At 64.2% G+C, this 18,271-nt stretch carries 16 protein-coding genes and 1 pseudogene; 14 read left to right on the top strand and 3 right to left on the bottom strand.

Annotation, left to right across the window (positions count from 1 at the left end):
• Positions 1-105 precede the first annotated feature (105 nt).
• The 14 genes and pseudogenes from H6935_01345 to cysM all read left to right on the top strand — a co-directional run bounded on the left by H6935_01345 (position 106) and on the right by cysM (position 14,961).
• Positions 106-912, top strand: coding sequence for a carbonic anhydrase (locus H6935_01345; protein ID MCP5276989.1), 807 nt, complete (start codon positions 106-108; stop codon positions 910-912).
• A 112-nt stretch (positions 913-1,024) separates the two neighbouring features.
• Entirely contained in the window at positions 1,025-2,107 is a 1,083-nt protein-coding gene (gene serC, locus H6935_01350; protein ID MCP5276990.1) for a 3-phosphoserine/phosphohydroxythreonine transaminase, read from the top strand.
• An 87-nt stretch (positions 2,108-2,194) separates the two neighbouring features.
• Positions 2,195-3,370 carry a phosphoglycerate dehydrogenase gene (locus tag H6935_01355; GenBank protein ID MCP5276991.1) on the top strand — a complete coding sequence of 392 codons (1,176 nt, stop codon included), beginning with the start codon at positions 2,195-2,197 and terminating at the stop codon, positions 3,368-3,370.
• Positions 3,371-3,384: 14 nt separating this feature from the next.
• Entirely contained in the window at positions 3,385-4,458 is a 1,074-nt protein-coding gene (gene pheA / locus H6935_01360) for a prephenate dehydratase (protein MCP5276992.1), read from the top strand.
• A 17-nt stretch (positions 4,459-4,475) separates the two neighbouring features.
• Positions 4,476-5,600 carry a histidinol-phosphate transaminase gene (locus H6935_01365; protein MCP5276993.1) on the top strand — a complete coding sequence of 375 codons (1,125 nt, stop codon included), beginning with the start codon at positions 4,476-4,478 and terminating at the stop codon, positions 5,598-5,600.
• Positions 5,597-7,748, top strand: a pseudogene (gene aroA / locus H6935_01370) (3-phosphoshikimate 1-carboxyvinyltransferase). Before H6935_01365 ends, aroA begins: the two are co-directional and overlap by 4 nt.
• On the top strand, positions 7,745-8,425 hold the full coding sequence (locus H6935_01375; GenBank protein ID MCP5276994.1) for a (d)CMP kinase: 681 nt from the start codon (positions 7,745-7,747) through the stop codon (positions 8,423-8,425). Before aroA ends, H6935_01375 begins: the two are co-directional and overlap by 4 nt.
• An 88-nt stretch (positions 8,426-8,513) precedes the next feature.
• Entirely contained in the window at positions 8,514-10,226 is a 1,713-nt protein-coding gene (gene rpsA / locus H6935_01380) for a 30S ribosomal protein S1 (GenBank protein MCP5276995.1), read from the top strand.
• Positions 10,227-10,240: 14 nt separating this feature from the next.
• Complete coding sequence (locus tag H6935_01385; protein MCP5276996.1) at positions 10,241-10,522, top strand: integration host factor subunit beta; 282 nt, start codon at positions 10,241-10,243, stop codon at positions 10,520-10,522.
• 194 nt (positions 10,523-10,716) lie between these two features.
• Positions 10,717-10,962 (top strand): LapA family protein, encoded by a 246-nt coding sequence (locus H6935_01390; GenBank protein MCP5276997.1) that lies wholly within the window; start codon positions 10,717-10,719, stop codon positions 10,960-10,962.
• Positions 10,963-10,966: 4 nt separating this feature from the next.
• The gene (gene lapB / locus H6935_01395) at positions 10,967-12,136 is read left to right on the top strand and encodes a lipopolysaccharide assembly protein LapB (GenBank protein MCP5276998.1); all 1,170 of its coding nucleotides are present in this window, start codon (positions 10,967-10,969) and stop codon (positions 12,134-12,136) included.
• Positions 12,129-12,842 (top strand): orotidine-5'-phosphate decarboxylase, encoded by a 714-nt coding sequence (gene pyrF, locus H6935_01400; protein MCP5276999.1) that lies wholly within the window; start codon positions 12,129-12,131, stop codon positions 12,840-12,842. The genes lapB and pyrF overlap by 8 nt, the downstream gene beginning before the upstream one ends.
• A complete protein-coding gene (locus H6935_01405; protein ID MCP5277000.1) occupies positions 12,839-14,005 on the top strand; it encodes a nucleotide sugar dehydrogenase in 1,167 nt (388 codons plus the stop codon). Before pyrF ends, H6935_01405 begins: the two co-directional genes overlap by 4 nt.
• Positions 14,006-14,073: 68 nt before the next feature.
• Positions 14,074-14,961 (top strand): cysteine synthase CysM, encoded by an 888-nt coding sequence (gene cysM / locus H6935_01410; protein MCP5277001.1) that lies wholly within the window; start codon positions 14,074-14,076, stop codon positions 14,959-14,961.
• A gap of 6 nt (positions 14,962-14,967) precedes the next feature.
• Here cysM and H6935_01415 read toward each other — a convergent pair whose 3' ends face one another.
• The 3 genes from H6935_01415 to oadA form a co-directional block, all read right to left on the bottom strand.
• Positions 14,968-15,678 (bottom strand): SAM-dependent methyltransferase, encoded by a 711-nt coding sequence (locus H6935_01415; protein ID MCP5277002.1) that lies wholly within the window; start codon positions 15,676-15,678, stop codon positions 14,968-14,970.
• A gap of 11 nt (positions 15,679-15,689) precedes the next feature.
• Complete coding sequence (gene maf / locus H6935_01420) at positions 15,690-16,277, bottom strand: septum formation inhibitor Maf (GenBank protein MCP5277003.1); 588 nt, start codon at positions 16,275-16,277, stop codon at positions 15,690-15,692.
• A 101-nt stretch (positions 16,278-16,378) separates the two neighbouring features.
• On the bottom strand, positions 16,379-18,244 hold the full coding sequence (oadA, locus tag H6935_01425; protein MCP5277004.1) for a sodium-extruding oxaloacetate decarboxylase subunit alpha: 1,866 nt from the start codon (positions 18,242-18,244) through the stop codon (positions 16,379-16,381).
• Positions 18,245-18,271: the final 27 nt, after the last annotated feature.

Genomic DNA, 18,271 nt, shown 5'->3' on the forward strand with positions numbered 1-18,271 from the left:
GTTTTTCCGCCCGCGGCCGATATGGGGCCATTCCATTCAAGCGGGAGGAACCCCATGAAGCGATTTGCACTGTTGGCCGTCCTGGCAATGCTCTGGGCCGCGGGTATGGTCCGGGGCGCCGGCGCAGCCAGTGTAGACGAGGCGGAACAGGAGAAGATTCGCCTCATCGTCAAGCAGGTGCTGCGGGAATATGCCGCCACCCTCAACGACAAGGCTGGCAACGAGGCAGCCAAGGCCATGCTGAAGAACGTGGTGCAGGACAACCAGCGCTTCGTGCAGACCCACAAGGCGGACCATTTCAGCCATTTCCAGACAAGTCAGCACCCTCGCGCGACGGTCATCACCTGTTCCGACTCCCGGGTGCACACCCATGCCCTGGATGGATCCCCGGACGGGGACATGTTCATGATCCGCAACATCGGCAACCAGATAAGCACCGCCGAGGGATCCGTGGAATACGGGGTGCATCACCTGCATACGCCCCTGCTGCTCATCGTCGGCCACGTGGCCTGCGGCGCCATCAAGGCGGCCTCCGGCGACTACGCCAAGGAGTCGGGACCCATCCGAAACGAACTGGACACCATCCAGATCCCCAAGGGGGAGGGAGGCCTTTCCAGCGTCAAGCTCAATGTCAACAACCAGGTTCGCCAGGCCATGAACAAGTTCGAGGAAGAGGTCCTGAAGGGCACCCTCACCATCGTCGGCGCGGTGTACGACTTCAAGAACGAGATGGGCCAGGGCCATGGCAAGCTCAACATCATCAACGTGAACGGCGAGACGGATGCGGGCCGCATCGCCAGGCTTGACCTGATGCAGGGGCTGGATGCGCCGCCGCCCAAGCCCGGCCGCGCCAGCCGGCGTACCCGGGCCCCTGCCGCCCCGGCCGCCGAGGAACACGCCGGCGGTCATTGACACCACAGCTCGGGGGCCACGAAGGGGACCTGATTCGGTAGACTAGGGGACTGTCGGGTTTTGCCGACAGGCCGCTACAGGTTTTCAACCCACTACCGGAACAGGTTCAATCATGGAACGCATCTACAACTTCAGCGCCGGCCCCGCCGTGCTTCCCCGTGACGTGCTGGTGCAGGCCGGCGACGAGCTGGTCAACTGGCAAGGCTGCGGCATGTCCGTCATGGAGATGTCCCATCGCGGCAAGGAATACATGGGCATCCAGGCCCAGGCCGAGGCCGATCTGCGGGAGCTGATGGGCATTCCCGCCAACTACAAGGTGCTGTTCCTCCAGGGCGGGGCCTCCAGCCAGTTCGCCATGGTTCCCATGAACCTGATGCGGGGCAAGGCCTCCGCCGACTACCTGAATACCGGCGAGTGGTCCAAGAAGGCCATCAAGGAAGCCAGGAAGTTCGGCGGCGTCAACGTGGTGGCCAGTTCCGAGGACAAGAACTTCTCCTACGCGCCTGCCCAGGACGCCTGGAAGCTGGATACCAACGCTGCCTACGTGCACTACACCCCCAACGAGACCATCGGCGGCGTGGAGATCTTCTGGACCCCCGAGACCGGCGACGTGCCCCTGGTGGCGGACATGTCCTCCTGCATCCTGTCCCGGCCCATGGACATCTCCAAGTTCGGAGTGATCTATGCCGGCGCCCAGAAGAACATCGGCCCCGCCGGTGTAACCGTGGTCATCGTGCGGGATGACCTCATCGGCCAATGCATGGCGGGCGCCCCCACCATGTATGACTACAAGACCCACGCCGACAACGAGTCCATGTACAACACCCCGCCCACCTACGGCATCTATATCGCCGGCCTGGTGTTCAAGTGGCTCAAGGCCAAGGGTGGCCTGGTGGAGATGGAAAAGCAGAACATCGCCAAGGCCAATCTGCTGTATGGCTATATGGATGCCACCGAGTTCTACAACTCCCCCGTGGCGGTGGAGAACCGGTCCCGCATGAACGTGCCCTTCACCCTGAAGGACGCCGCCCTGGACGAGGCCTTCCTCAAAGGCGCCAAGGAGCGGGGCCTGGTGCAGCTCAAGGGACACCGTTCCGTGGGCGGCATGCGGGCCTCCATCTACAACGCCATGCCCGTGGAGGGCGTCCAGGCCCTGGTGGACTACATGAAGACCTTCGAGAAGTCCCACGGCTGATCCAGTCTGCTTGGCGGCCGGCCTCCGGGCATTCACCCAGAACGCCGGCCGGTTTTTTTCGTACCGCAAGGAAAGAAAGAACCATCCATGGCCACTCCCAAGAAAATCCTGACCCTCAACGCCATTTCCAAGAAAGGCCTGTCCCAGTTGCCGGACACCTACACCGTGGGCAACGACGTGGCCGAGCCGGACGGCATCCTGGTCCGGTCCCAGGTCATGCATGAAATGCCCATTCCGGAAAGTGTCCTGGCCATCGGCCGGGCCGGCGCGGGCACCAACAACATCCCCGTCAAGGCCATGAGCGAACGGGGCGTGGTGGTGTTCAACGCTCCGGGGGCCAATGCCAACGCAGTCAAGGAACTGGTCATCGCCGGCATGCTCATGGGTGCGCGCAATCTGTTTCCCGCCCTGAACTTCGTGGCCGGCCTGGAAGGGGACGGCGAGGCCCTGCACAAGCAGGTGGAGGCGGGCAAGAAGCATTTTGTCGGACATGAGCTGCCGGGACGTACCCTGGGGGTCATCGGCCTGGGGGCCATCGGTTCCATGGTGGCGGACGCGGCCATCCGCCTGGGCATGCACGTCATCGGCTACGACCCGGAGATCACCGTGGACGCAGCCTGGCGCCTGCCCGCCCAGGTGAAGAAGGCCGCCAGCGTGGATGACCTGGTCAAGCACGCGGACTTCATCAGCCTGCACACGCCCCTGGTGCCCGCCACCAGGGACCTGATCAACGCCGACCGGGTGAAGATCATGAAAAAGGGTTGCGTGCTGCTCAACTTCGCCCGGGACGGCATCGTCAACGAGGAAGCGGTGCTGGCCGGTCTGAACGACAACCGTCTGCATGCCTATGTGTGCGACTTCCCCAGCAACCTGCTGCGCCAGCAACCCCGTTTCGTGGCCCTGCCGCACCTGGGGGCCTCCACGGAAGAAGCGGAGGAGAACTGTGCCGTCATGGTGTCGGAGCAGATCTCTGATTTCCTGGAAAACGGCAACATCCTCAATTCGGTGAACTTCCCCAACCTGTCCATGCCCAGGGAGTCCGCCTACCGCCTGGCCATCGCCAATGCCAACGTGCCCAATATGCTGGGCCAGATATCCACGGCCCTGGCTGACGGCGGCCTGAACATCCACAACATGGTGAACAAGTCCAAGGGCGACATGGCCTTCACCCTGGTGGATGTGGACAGTCCGGTGAAAAAAGAGGTGATCGGCCAGCTGGGCGCCATCGAGGGCGTGCTGCGGGTGCGCTACCTGCCTGCCTGAAGCATTCCTAGACCATGAACGACGATAGCCAACGCGAAGAACTCCTGCGCCTGCGGGACCGGATCGATGCCCTGGATGAGCAGGTCCTGGCCCTCATCAATGAACGGGGTCGCCTGGCCCAGGCCGTGGGCCACCTGAAGAACGGCATCATCTACAAGCCCGAGCGGGAGGCCCAGGTGGTGGCCCGCCTGCAGGTCGCCAATCCGGGGCCCATCACCGCGGAATCCGTGGCCGTGGTGTTCAAGGAGATCATGTCCGCCTGCCGCTCCCTGGAGCAAAGGCTCACCATCGCCTATCTGGGCCCGGAAGGCACCTTTTCCGAGGCCGCCGCCGTGAAGCATTTCGGCCATGCCGCCAGGGGCATGCCCTGCGCCAGTATCGACGAGGTGTTCCAGAGCGTGGAACGGGGCGAGGCCCACTACGGAGTGGCGCCCGTGGAGAACTCCACGGAAGGGGCGGTATCCCGCACCCTGGACCTGATGCTGGGCACCTCCCTGACCATATGCGGCGAGGTCCTGTTGCGGGTGCGTCAGCACCTGATGCGCAAGTTGCCTGTCCTGCATGGCATCCAGGTGGTCTATTCCCACGCCCAGTCCCTGGCCCAGTGCCATGACTGGCTGGCCCGCAACCTGCCCGGCGTGGAGACCGTTCCGGTCAGCAGCAACGGCGAGGCGGCACGCATGGCCGCCGAGGACCCCAATGCCGCCGCCATCGGTAGCGAACTGGCGGCGGAACACTATGGCCTGCATATCATTGGCCGGGATATCGAGGATGACGCCAATAACACCACCCGCTTCCTGGTCCTGGGACGGGAGACGGTGGCGCCTTCGGGTCGGGACAAGACTTCCGTCGTCCTCTCCACCAGAAACCGCCCCGGCGCGCTTCTGGACATCCTGACGCCCCTGGCCCAACGCAAGATCGGCCTCACCAAGCTGGAATCCAGACCGGCCCGCAACGGTGCCTGGGAATACGTGTTCTACCTGGATCTGGAGGGGCATCGGGACAACCCGGACATCCAGCTTGCCCTGCAGGACCTGGAAGACCGTTGTGCCTTCGTCAAGGTGCTGGGCGCCTACCCCCGAGCCTGAATCACGGATCAATAAGCATGCATTTCTGCGACACCGCGCCTGGGCATATTCGCGCCATTGCCCCCTACCAGCCTGGCAAACCGATAGCCGAACTCGCCAGGGAAATGAGGCTGGACGAGAACCAGATCGTCAAGCTGGCTTCCAACGAAAACCCCCTGGGTATCAGTCCCCGGGCCCTGTCGGCCATCCAGGACAGGCTCGGTGACCTGGCACGTTATCCGGACGGCGGTGGCTATGAACTGAAACATGCCCTTTCGGAACGGCTGGGCGTTGCAACAGGACGCCTCGTCCTTGGCAACGGCTCCAACGACGTGCTGGAGATGGCCGCCCGGGCCTTCCTTGCTCCGGGGACCAGCGCCGTCTATTCCCGATTTGCCTTCGCCGTCTATCCCCTGGCCGTCCAGGCCGCAGGGGCCCAGGGTATCGAGACCCCGGCCCGGGACTGGGGCCACGACCTGGAGGCCATGCTGGCGGCCATCCGCCCCGACACCCGGCTGGTATTCATCGCCAACCCCAACAATCCCACGGGCACCCTGGTGGACGGCCGAGCCCTCGAGGCCTTCGTGGAACGGGTGCCATCCCACGTGGGCATCGTCCTGGACGAGGCCTATCACGAATACCTGCCCGCCGGACTGCGCAACGACAGCCTGGCATGGATAGACGCCCATCCCAACCTCATCGTCACCCGCACCTTCTCCAAGGCCTACGGCCTGGCCGGTCTGCGGGTGGGGTATGCCGTGTGCCACGAGGCGGTGGCGGACCTGCTCAACCGGGTGCGCCAGCCTTTCAACGTCAGCAGCCTGGCCCAGACCGCGGCCATTGCGGCCCTGGAAGACGAGACCTTCCTGGCCCACAGCTTCAAGGTCAACCAGGAAGGCATGGCGCAGCTGACCGAAGGCTTCGAGGAACTGGATATCCCCTTCATCTCCTCCCACGGCAATTTCGTCGCCTGCCGCGTGGGTGACGCGGCCCGCGTGAATCGGGCCTTGCTGGAGCGGGGCGTCATCGTGCGTCCCATCTCCGGCTATGGCATGCCCGAACATCTGCGCGTAAGCGTTGGCCTGGCGGAAGAGAACTCCCGGTTCCTGCATGTGCTGGCCCAGGTCATGGATTCGGGCCCGGTGACGGCAGGCGCGGCATGATCAGGCGCCTGGCCGTCATCGGCGTGGGTCTCATCGGCGGTTCCTTTGCCCTGGACCTGAAGCGCCGCGGCCTGGTGGAGCAGGTGGTGGGGGCGGGGCGCTCCCGCGCCAACCTGGACCTGGCTCTGCAGTCGGGAATCATCGACCGCATCGCCGATGATCCCGCCGCGGCCGTGGCCGGGGCGGACCTGGCGCTGCTGGCCATTCCGGTGGGGGCCATGCCGGAACTGTTCCGCGTCATCGCCCCTGCTTTGAAGCCGGACTGCATCGTCACCGATGCGGGCAGCACCAAGCAGGACGTCATCGCCGCCGCCCGGGAGGGCCTGGGTGACAAGGTGGCCCAATTCGTGCCCGGCCATCCCATTGCCGGGGCGGAGACCAGCGGCGCCGCCGCTGCCCGCGCCGGTATGTACCAGGACAAGCCCTTCATCCTCACGCCCCTGCCTGAGAACCGGGCCGGGGACGTGGACCGGGTTGAATACCTGTGGGCTGCCTGTGGCGCCAAAGTGGCCCGCATGGACCCTGTGGAACATGACGGTGTCTTCGCCGCCGTGAGCCACCTGCCGCATCTGGCGGCCTTTGCCCTCATGGAGGAACTGGCGGGCCGATCCAGGGCCGAGGTCTACTTTCGCTACGCTGGCGCCGGTTTCCGGGATTTCACCCGCATAGCCGGCAGCCACCCGGAGATGTGGCGGGACATCACCCTGGCCAACAGCGCCGCCCTGCTGACGGAACTGGACGCCTACATCGCCAAGCTGAAGGAGATCCGCGCCCTTATCGAGCGGGGTGACGGCACCGGTCTGGAGGAGCTTTTCGAGCGGGCCCGTACCGCCCGCGTCAACTGGAACAAAGACAGAAATGAGTGAATACATCGACCTGACCCCTGCGAAGGGGGGACGCGGCAAGGTGCGCCTGCCCGGATCGAAGAGCATTTCCAACCGGGTGCTGCTGCTGGCGGCCCTGGCGGAAGGTGCCACGGAAGTGGAGGCCCTCCTGGAGTCCGATGACACCCACGTCATGCTGGATGCCTTGCAGCGGCTGGGTGTGAACTGGCAGCGCCACGAGGGCACGGACAACTACCGTGTCGAAGGGGTGGGCGGGGCCTTTCCGGTCAAGTATGCCAACCTCTTCCTGGGCAATGCCGGCACGGCCTTCCGCTCCCTCACCGCCGCCTGCGCCTTCGCCCAGGGGGACTACACCCTGTCCGGCGTGCCGCGCATGCACGAGCGGCCCATCGGCGACCTGGTGGATGCCCTGCGTCAGGCCGGCGCCCAGATCGATTATTCCGAGAACGAGGGTTACCCGCCCCTGCACATCCTGCCGCCGGAACCCCGGGACACCGAAATCACCGTCAAGGGCAACGTCTCCAGCCAGTACCTAACCGGCCTGCTGCTGGCCGCCCCCCTGCTGGGCCGGGAAGTGGTCGTGCGGGTGGATGGAGAACTCATCTCCAAGCCCTACGTGGAAATCACCCTGAACTTGATGCAGCGCTTCGGCGTGGAAGTGAAGCGGGAAGGTTGGGCACGTTTCACCGTGCCCGCGGCCACCTACAAGAGTCCGGGCCGCATCGAGGTGGAAGGGGATGCCTCTTCCGCCTCCTATTTCCTGGCGGCCGGCGCCATCGGCCACGGCCCCGTGGGCGTGGAGGGCGTGGGTCGCAACAGCATCCAGGGGGATGTGCGTTTCGCCGAGGCCCTGGCCCGCATGGGGGCGGAGCTCAGTTTCGGTCCCAACTGGATCGAGTGCCGCCTGGGCTGCGCCGACAAGCTGCATGCCCTGGACCTGGACTGCAACCATATCCCGGATGCGGCCATGACCCTGGCCATCCTGGCCCTGTTCGCCGAGGGCACAACCACCCTGAGGAACATCGCATCCTGGCGGGTGAAGGAAACGGACCGCATCGCCGCCATGGCCAAGGAGCTGCGCAAGCTGGGTGCCGAGGTGGAAGAGGGGGCCGACTACATCCGCATCACCCCGCCCGCCAAGCTGGTTCCCGGCGCGGCCATCGACACCTACGACGACCACCGCATGGCCATGTGCTTCTCCCTGGTGGCCCTGGCGGGCGTGCCCATCCGCATCAACGATCCCAAGTGCGTGAACAAGACCTTCCCCGGTTATTGGGACGCCTTCAGGAGCATCTGCCAATGAGCGTGGTCCCCGTCATCGCCATCGACGGCCCTTCGGCGTCCGGCAAGGGTACCGTGGCCGCCCTGGCGGCCCAGGCCCAGGGATTCCATTACCTGGACAGCGGCGCCATCTATCGTGTAACGGCCTATGCGGCCCAGCAAGCAGGCGTGGATCTGGCGGACGAGGCTGCCCTGGCACATCTGGCCCTGGGCCTGGACCTCATCTTCAAAGGGGGCGAGGTTTTTCTGGAGGGCAAGACGGTGAGCGATGCCATCCGCACGGAAGAAGCTGGCCGGGCAGCATCGAAAATAGCCGCCCTGCCTGCCCTGCGGGAGGCCTTGTTGGAGCGGCAGAGGGCCTTTCGCCAGGCCCCTGGCCTGGTCACCGACGGCCGGGACATGGGCTCCACCGTCTTCCCGGATGCCACGCTCAAGATATTTCTCACCGCCACGGCGGAGGAAAGGGCCCAAAGGCGATATAAGCAGTTGATCGAAAAGGGATTCGCTGCTAATCTCGCGGACCTGTTGCAGGATTTGCAGGAACGGGACGCAAGGGATGCTGCCCGATCTTCCGCACCCCTGCGGCAGACGGCGGACGCCAAACTGCTCGACACCACCCATCTCACCATAGATCAGGCCGTGGAGCAGGTGTTGGCCTGGTATCGCGACTCGACGCCAGGCCTACCTTCCGCCCGATGAGCCGAGAGGCCGCTCCAGAGCGGCCTTGATTGTTTAACTAACCCCCCCGCCCCTAGCCAGTTTGGCGCGGTTCACATCAGGTTTGTTCATGTCCACTGCTACCGCCACCCCCGCCATGGAATCCATGGAATCCTTTGCCGCCCTTTTCGAAGAAAGCATCTCCAAGCAGGAAATGCGTCAGGGCGAAGTCATCACCGCCGAAGTCGTCGGCATCGATGACAACTTTGTCACTGTCAATGCCGGCCTCAAGTCAGAGAGCCTGATCCCCGTCGAGGAGTTCAAGAACGACCGCGGCGAGGTGGAAGTGCAGGTGGGCGATTTCATCCAGGTCGCCATCGAATCCATCGAGGACGGCTTCGGTCATACCAAGCTGTCCCGTGACCGGGCCCGTCGTCTTGCCGCCTGGCTGGATCTGGAAGCCGCCATGGAAGAGGGGCGCATCGTCAAGGGCGTGATCAACGGCAAGGTCAAGGGTGGCCTCACCGTCATGTGCAACGGCATTCGCGCCTTCCTGCCCGGTTCCCTGGTGGACGTGCGTCCCATCAAGGACACCTCCCCCTTCGAGGGCAAGGAATCCGATTTCAAGGTCATCAAGCTGGACCGCAAGCGCAACAACGTGGTGGTGTCCCGCAAGGCCGTGCTGGAGCAGAGCATGGGCGCCGAGCGCGAGCAGCTGCTGGCCAACCTGAAGGAAGGCGCCACCGTCAAGGGCATCGTCAAGAACATCACCGAGTACGGCGCCTTCGTGGACCTGGGCGGCATCGACGGCCTGCTGCACATCACCGACCTGGCCTGGCGCCGGGTCAAGCACCCCACCGAGGTGGTCAATGTGGGGGACGAGGTCTCCGCCATGGTGCTCAAGTTCGACCAGGAGAAGAACCGCGTCTCCCTGGGCCTGAAGCAGCTGGGCGAAGATCCGTGGGTGGGCCTGTCCCGACGCTATCCCACCGGCACCCGCATGTTCGGCAAGGTGGCCAACCTCACCGACTACGGCGCCTTCGTGGAGATCGAGCCGGGCATCGAGGGCCTGGTGCACGTGTCCGAGATGGACTGGACCAACAAGAACGTCAACCCCTCCAAGATGGTTTCCCTGGGCGACGAAGTGGAAGTCATGGTGCTGGAGATCGACGAGGATCGCCGCCGCATCTCCCTGGGCATGAAACAGTGCAAGGCCAACCCCTGGGACGATTTCGCCATGAATTTCAAGAAGGGCGACAAGGTGTCCGGCCAGATCAAGTCCATTACCGACTTCGGCGTGTTCATCGGGCTGTCAGGCGGCATCGACGGCCTGGTACACCTGTCCGACCTGTCCTGGACCCTGCCCGGCGAGGAAGCCATCCGCAACTACCGCAAGGGCGAGGAAGTGGAAGCCGTGGTACTGGCCATCGACGTGGAAAAGGAACGCATCTCCCTGGGCGTCAAGCAAATGGAGAGCGATCCCTTCAATGCCTACGTGGCCACCCATGACAAGGGCACCATCGTCACCGGCTCCGTGAAGTCCATGGACGCCAAGGGTGCCGTGATCCTGCTGGAAGAGGAGGTGGAAGGCTATCTGCGCGCCTCCGAGGTTTCCCGGGAGCGCGTGGAGGACATCCGCACCCACCTGAACGAAGGCGACAAGGTAGAGGCCGTGATCATCAACGTGGATCGCAAGAACCGCCAGATCAACCTCTCCATCAAGTCCAAGGACGCGGCCGAACAGGCTGACGCACTGCGCAAACTGGCTTCCGAGCAGTCCACCGGTACCACCAACCTGGGTGCCCTGCTCAAGGCCAAGCTCGACAACAAGAGCGGCGAGTGATGGAGTTGGGCGCCATGACCAAGTCGGAGCTGATTGCCCGGCTGGCGGAGCGCCATCCCCATCTGGTGGTGACGGATGCCGAACTCGCGGTGAAGACCATCCTGGACGCCATGATCTCGAGCCTGGTGACCGGGGAGCGGATCGAGATTCGCGGGTTTGGCAGTTTCAGCCTGAATTTCAGGCCGCCGCGGGTGGGGCGCAATCCCAAGACCGGTGAGAGAGTCCATGTGGCCGGGAAGTACGTGCCCCACTTCAAGGCCGGCAAGGAATTGCGGGATCGGGTGGACTACGGCTGACCGCAATCCATTCGTTCTCCGGGACAACCCGGGAACTTCGTGGGCCCACAGCGGGCGCCAGGATACAGCAGCTTCAAAAGGCGCTGGCTCGATGTCGAGCTGGCGCCTTTTCATTTGCGCCGCGCCTTCATTACGATGAAGCATGTTCGCCGCTACAATGCAGGCTCCGTGCAGATAGCCCACCAATCATCTTCGTGCGCACGCTGTTTCTAATCCTCAAGCTGTTCCTGTTCCTGCTCCTGCTGGGGCTGGCCGTTCGGAACAGTGATTTCGTCACCGTGCGCTATTTCCTTGGTTTGGAGTGGCAGGCCCCCCTGATCCTGGTCATCTTCGTGGCCTTTGCCGTTGGTCTGGTGATGGGACTCCTGCTCTGCAGCGTGCGCCAGTTGCGCAATCACCGGGAATTGCGCGGCCTGCGCAAGCAATACAAACAGGGATAAGCAAGTGGAACTCGAAGCCTGGCATCTCCTGGTGATTCCCCTTTTCTTCGCCCTGGGCTGGGCGGCGGCCCGGGTGGACATCCACCACGTGATGCATGAATCCCGTGCCGTGCCCCGTTCCTACTTCAAGGGCCTCAACTACCTGCTCAATGAGCAACCGGACAAGGCCATCGAGGCCTTCCTTGAAGTGGCAAAGATGGACCCGGATACCCTGGAACTGCATTTCGCCCTGGGGGCCCTGTTCCGCCGCAGGGGTGAACTTGACCGGGCAATCCGAATCCACCAGAACCTGGTGGACCGGGCCGACCTGGCCCAGGACCCCCGCATGAAGGCCCTGTACGAATTGGGCCAGGATTTCTTCAAGGCCGGCTTGCTGGATCGGGCCGAGGAAGTCTTCCGCCGCCTGGAGACGGGGAGCTACGCCCGTGACGCCCTGCGCCACATCCTGGATATCCAGATGCTCACCAAGGACTGGGCCCAGGCCATCCAGACCGCGGGACGGCTGGAAAAGATGGGCTGCCCGGCCCTCAACGCCGACGTGGCTCATTTTTACTGCGAACTGGCCGCCACCGCGTCCCTGAAGGGGGAGCGAGAGGAAGCCAGGCGTCACCTGGGGAGCGCCCTGGCCCAGAACCACCGTTCCGCCAGGGCCTGGATCATGCTGGGCGATCTGGAGGCACAGACCGGCAAGGATGATCAGGCCATCGGGCATTGGCGCCGCATCGAAGAGGTCAATCCCGCCTATCTGCCGCTGGTGGCCGAGCGGCTCATGCAGGCCCATGTCCGGCAGGGACTCGGACAGGAAGGCCTGCAGTTGTTGCGGGCCTATCTGGACCGGCGGCCCAGCGCCGACCTGTTGCACCTGCTGTTCCAGAGCGTGGCGGAAAGCCAGGGTTGGCAGGCGGCCCGGCAACTGGCGGCTGATGAGCTCAAGCGCAATCCCAGCCTGAGGGCCCTGGACGATTTTCTCCAGGCCTGCAATGCGGTCAACCCGGATACCGCCGAGAACAAGATAGAGAACCAGTTGGCCCAGGACCTGGTGCACCGGCAGGTCAGCAAGGATGCCAATTACCTGTGTGGAAACTGCGGTTTCAAGGCCCGTCAATTCTTCTGGCAATGTCCCGCCTGTGCCCGATGGGAAAGCATCACCCCGGAAAGAGGAGATCATGGCTGAACGTCCCATCATCGTCGCCCTGGATTATCCGGATGCCGCCTCGGCCAGGGCCTTCGTCGCCCGGGTCAGGCCGGAGGCCTGCCGCTTCAAGGTGGGCAAGGAATTGTTCGTGGCTGCCGGCCCGGGCTTCGTGTCGGAACTGGTGGAGCAGGGCTTTTCCGTTTTTCTGGACCTGAAATTCCACGACATTCCCAATACCGTGGCCCAGGCGTGCAAGGCCGCCGCCAGGCTGGGGGTATGGATGATGAACGTGCACGCATCCGGCGGCCCCCGCATGCTGGCCGCCGCCCGGGAGGCGCTGGAATCCGGCACAGGGGAACGGCCCTTGCTCATCGCTGTCACCGTGCTCACCAGCATGGGGGAAGAGGAACTGCTGGCCATCGGCGTACAGTCCGCCCCCGAGGACCAGGTAGTGCGCCTGGCCAGGCTGACCCAGGAGGCCGGCCTGGACGGCGTGGTCTGTTCAGCCCGGGAGGCCCCCCGTCTGCGCAGGGAACTGGGCAGGGATTTCGCCCTGGTGACGCCGGGCATCCGGCCCGCCGGCGCGGAGGCAGGGGACCAGACCCGCATTCTCACACCCGGACAGGCCCTGGCCGCAGGCGCCGATTACCTGGTCATCGGCCGTCCCATCACCCAGGCTGCCGACCCCTTGGCCGCCCTGGCATCCATTTCTCGTGAAATCGCAACCTTGGGAGTCAAGCAATGAAGATCGCCATCGCCGGCACCGGCTACGTGGGCCTGTCCAACGCCATCCTGCTGGCCCAGCACAATGAAGTGGTCGCCCTGGACATCGTCCCCGAGAAGGTGGAGATGCTGAACCGCAAGGAGTCGCCCATTGTCGACACCGAGATCGAGGACTACCTGAAGCACAAGACCCTCAACTTCCGCGCCACCCTGGACAAGCAGGATGCCTACGCCGGCGCCGAGTTCGTGGTCATCGCCACCCCCACGGACTACGACCCGGAGACCAACTACTTCAATACCCGTTCCGTGGAGGCGGTCATCATGGACGTGATGGCCGTCAACCCCCAGGCAGTCATGGTCATCAAGTCCACCGTGCCGGTGGGCTACACGGCCAAGGTGAAGGCCGAGTTAGGCTGCGACAACATCCTCTTCTCGCCGGAATTCCTGCGCGAGGGCAAGGCCCTGTACGACAACCTCTACCCCTCCCGCATCATCGTCGGAGAGCGTTCCGCCCGCGCCGAGACCTTCGCCGACCTGCTGAAGCAGGGGGCCGTGAAGCAAGACATCACTGCCCTGTTCACGGACTCCACCGAGGCCGAGGCCATCAAGCTCTTCGCCAACACCTACCTGGCCATGCGCGTGGCCTACTTCAACGAGCTGGACACCTACGCCTCCATCCACGGCCTGGACACCCGCCACATCATCGAGGGCGTGTGCCTGGACCCCCGCATCGGCGCCCACTACAACAATCCTTCCTTCGGCTACGGCGGCTACTGCCTGCCCAAGGACACCAAGCAACTGCTGGCCAACTACTCGGAAGTGCCCCAGAACCTGATCCGCGCCATCGTGGACGCCAATACCACCCGCAAGGATTTCGTGTCGGACAGCATCATCAAGCGCCAGCCCAAGACGGTGGGGGTGTACCGCCTCATCATGAAGGCGGGCTCGGACAACTTCCGCGCTTCCAGCATCCAGGGCATCATGAAGCGCATCAAGGCCAAGGGCATCCAGGTCATCGTCTACGAACCCGTGCTCAAGGAAGCCGAGTTCTATCATTCCCGCGTGGTCAACGACCTGGCGGAGTTCAAGCGTCAGGCCGACGTCATAGTCGCCAACCGCATCACCGACGACATCCGGGACGTGGCGGACAAGGTCTACAGCCGGGACCTGTTTGGGCAGGACTGAGCTATGAGGGAAGAGGACTGAGTAGAATCCTGGAACTCGGCACTCGGCACTCGGCACTCGGCACTCAAATGTACAAATCCATCGAGGACTTCGTTGGCAACACCCCCCTGGTGCACCTGAAGCGCATGCCAGGCAACACCTCCAACACCGTGCTGGTGAAGCTGGAGGGGAACAACCCGGCCGGTTCCGTGAAGGACCGGCCCGCCCTGTCCATGATCGCCAAGGCCGAGGCCCGGGGCACCATCAAGCCTGGGGATACCCTCATCGAGGCCACCAGCGGCAATACCGGCATAGCCCTGGCCATGGCCGCTTCAATGAAGGGCTACCGCATGATCCTCATCATGCCGGAACACCTGTCCATCGAGCGGCGCCAGACCATGCGGGCCTACGGTGCCGAGCTGCTGCTCACCCCCAAGGCCGGCGGCATGGAAGGGGCCCGGGACCTGGCGGACAGGCTGGTGGCGGAAGGCAAGGGCATCATGCTGGACCAGTTTTCCAACCCGGATAACCCCGCCGCCCATTATGAGACCACGGGCCCTGAAATCTGGCGGGATACAGGGGGCAGGATCACCCACTTCGTCTCCAGCATGGGCACCACGGGGACCATCATGGGCTGCTCGAAGTATCTCAAGGAAATGAACCCGGTCATCCGGATCGTGGGGGTGCAGCCCACGGAGGGGGCCCAGATCCCGGGCATCCGCAAGTGGCCTGAGGCCTACCTGCCCAGCATCTGCGACTTCTCCCGTATCGACCGCATGATCTACGTGGGCCAAGCCGACGCCGAGGAAACCACCCGCCGCCTGGCGCGGGAGGAAGGCATCTTCGCCGGCATCTCCTCCGGCGGCGCACTTTGGGCCGCGTTGCAACTGTCGAGGGAAGTGGAAAACGCGGTCATCGTCTCCATTGTCTGCGACCGGGGAGACCGGTATTTGTCCACGGGGGTTTTTCCCGCCTGACTCAGGTCAGCGGCCTCGCCAAAGCAGGAAGACACAAGGTCGTTTCTCGATGTCGGTCGCAGTGGCGCGCCATTCTGAAACCTGCTTGGTGACCAAGATTTCAGTGTCCAGCGTGAGGTCGCAGCCCAGGGTCAGCAAGGTATCGTCCCGGCAGATGGCCAGGATGGTGTCCAGCATGGCCCGGTTGCGGTAGGGCGTCTCGATGAAGGCCTGGGCTGCATCTTCCTTGTCGGCATTTCTTTCCAACTCCCTCAGGGCCTTGGCCCGTTCTTCCGGCTTGGCGGGCAAATAGCCATGGAAGGCGAAACGCTGGCCCACCAGGCCGGAGCCCATCAGGGCCAGGAGGATTGAAGAAGGACCCACCAGGGGTTTCACTCGGATCCCGCGGAGATGGGCCAGGCGCACCAGGTCGGCGCCCGGATCCGCCACCGCGGGGCAGCCAGCCTCGGAGACGAGGCCCACGTCCTGGCCCACCAGCAACGGGGCCAGCAGGGCGTCCAATTCGTTGGTCCTGGTGTGCTCGTTCAGTTCCAGCAGGGTAAGTTGCTGAATGGGCAGCGCGGTGCCCACCTGCTTGAGGAAGGCCCGGGCAGTCTTGGGGTGCTCGACGATGAAGGTGTTGAGGCCGGCGGTGATGCGCCGGGTTTCCTCTGGCAACACATGCTCCAGCGTGGTATCGCCCAATGGGGTGGGGATCAGGTAGAGGGTGCCGGGCACATCAAGCCGCCTCAGGTTGTGTAAGTCAGTACGTCCAGCCCTTCCTTGGCCAGCATCTCCGTGAGCTTGATGAGGGGCAGGCCCACCAGGGCGTTGGGGTCCTCGGTCTCGTAGCGGGCGATGAGGGCGATACCCAGGGATTCGCTCCTGGCGCTGCCGCAGCAGTTGTAGGGCTGGTCCTTGTTTAGGTAGGCCTCGATCTGGGCATCGCTGTATTCCCGCATCACCAGGCGCACGGGCACCACAGCGGTCTGGGAATTTCCAGTGCGGGCATTGAGCAGGGTCAGGGCGGTGTGGAATTCCAGGGCCTTGCCCCGCATGGCCTGGAGCTGGGTCACGGCATTCTCGAAGGTGCCGGGCTTGCCCAGTTGCCTGCCTTCCAAGAGCGCCACCTGGTCCGAACCGATGATGAGTGCATCGGGAAAACGTTCCGCCACGGCCCGGGCCTTGAGCAGGGCCAGGCGCTGGGCGGTGGCGTCCGGGGTTTCTCCGGCCAGAGGAGTCTCGTCCACGTCCGGCGCGGCAATCTCGAAGGGCACACCCAGACGGGACAGGAGTTCCCGGCGGTAGGGGGAGGTGGAGGCGAGGACGAGTTGCATGGGTTTATTGGGGGACGGTGAAACGTGAAATGTGAAACGTATGGCGGTTTACGTTTCACTTGAGCCGCAGAGCGGCGAGTCACCTTTCACAATTCACATGATCATTCCGGCTGTATTTCCACCAGCACCTGGTCCGGCGTGACGGCATCGCCCTTGGCCACGTGTACGCTCACCACGGTGCCTGCCACGGGGGCCTGGACTTCGTTTTCCATCTTCATGGCTTCGATGACCAGTACGCCGTCGCCGGCTTTCACCTTGTCGCCGGCCTTCACCTTCACCTCCACGATGGTGCCGGGCATGGCGGTGGTGACGCAGCCAGCGTGGGTGGGGCGGGGGCGGGACTTGGACTGGCCTCCAGCGGCGGCCTTCTTGCCGCTGTCCTTGCGGGAAGCGGACGCGCCGGGGGTGACTTCCACCTCGTCAAGGGCCTCAAGCACCACTTCCTCCGCCACACCGTCCACATGGACGTAGAAGGGCCGGTGTGTGTCGCCACCCTGGCCGGTGCCCTTGATGCGGATATGGTAGGTCTCGCCGTGGAGCGTGACGTTGAATTCCGTTGGGGCGTAGACCGCCGGGCAGGACAGGGCGGACTGGGTCTCCTTGGGCAGCAGGGGCTCGGGGGTGAGGGAGCCGGCGGCACGCTCCTGCAGGAAGGTGCGACCGATGTCCGGGAACATGGCGTAGGTCAGCACGTCCTCGTCGGACTTGGCCAGGCCCTCGGCCTCTGTGCGCAGCTTGTCCAGTTCTTCGCTGAGTAGATCGGCGGGGCGGCAGGTGATGACTTCCTGGTTGCCCACGGCCATCTTCTTCACTTCCTCGTTCACCGAGCCCGGGGCCCTGCCGTAGCGGCCCAGCAGGTAGTTCTTCACCTCGTTGGTGACGGACTTGTAGCGGCCGCCGGTGAGCACGTTGAGCACGGCCTGGGTGCCCACGATCTGGGATGTGGGGGTTACCAGGGGCGGGTAGCCCAGGTCCTCGCGCACCCGGGGGATTTCCGCCATCACGTCGTTGATGCGGTCCAGGGCACCCTGTTCCTTCAACTGGTTGTTCAGGTTGGAAATCATGCCGCCTGGCACCTGGGAAATCAGGATTCGGGTGTCCACCAGCTGGCCGGTGGTGTCCATCTCGAACTGCCAATACTTCTTCCGCACCTCCCGGAAGTAGGCGGCGATTTCCTGCAGCAGGGGCAGGGAGAGCCCCGTGTCGTATTCCGTGCCCTGGAGGGCGGCCACCAGACTTTCGGTGGTGGCATGGCTGGCGCCCTCGGAGAAGGCGGAGTTGCAGCAGTCGATGATGTCCGCGCCGGCCTCCACGGCCTTCAGGTGCACCAGGGAGGACAGGCCGGCGGTGGCGTGGCTGTGGGTGTTCACCGGCAGGTTGGTGGCCTGCTTGATGGCCTTCACCAGGTCGTGGGCCACATAGGGGGTCAGCAGGCCCGCCATGTCCTTGATGGCGATGGAGTCCACGCCCATGTCCGCCAGTTCCCTGGCCATGGCCACGAAGTAGGGGATGTCGTGCACCGGGCTGACGGTATAGGAGATGGCTCCCTGGGCATGCTTGCCGGCGGCCTTGACCGCCTTGATGGAGACCCGCATGTTGCGGGTGTCGTTCATGGCGTCGAACACGCGGAACACGTCGATGCCGTTGTCGGCGGCCTTCCGCACGAAGGCCCGGGCCACGTCGTCGGCGTAATGACGGTAACCCAGCAGGTTCTGGCCCCGCAGCAGCATGTTGATGCGGGTGTTGGGCAGGGCCCGGCGCAACTTCTTCAGGCGCTCCCAGGGGTCTTCCTTAAGAAAGCGCACGCAGGCGTCGAAGGTGGCGCCGCCCCAGGCTTCCAGGGACCAGAAGCCAACCTGGTCCAGCTTGCCGCAGATGGGCAACATGTCGTCGGTGCGCATGCGGGTGGCGATGAGGGATTGGTGGCCGTCCCGCAGGACCAGATCGGTGACGTGTACTTTTGCCATGCTCGTTCTCTTGGTTGCAGGCCCGAA

The organism is Thiobacillus sp., from assembly GCA_024235835.1.
In the GTDB taxonomy this organism is placed as follows: Bacteria; Pseudomonadota; Gammaproteobacteria; order Burkholderiales; family Thiobacillaceae; genus PFJX01.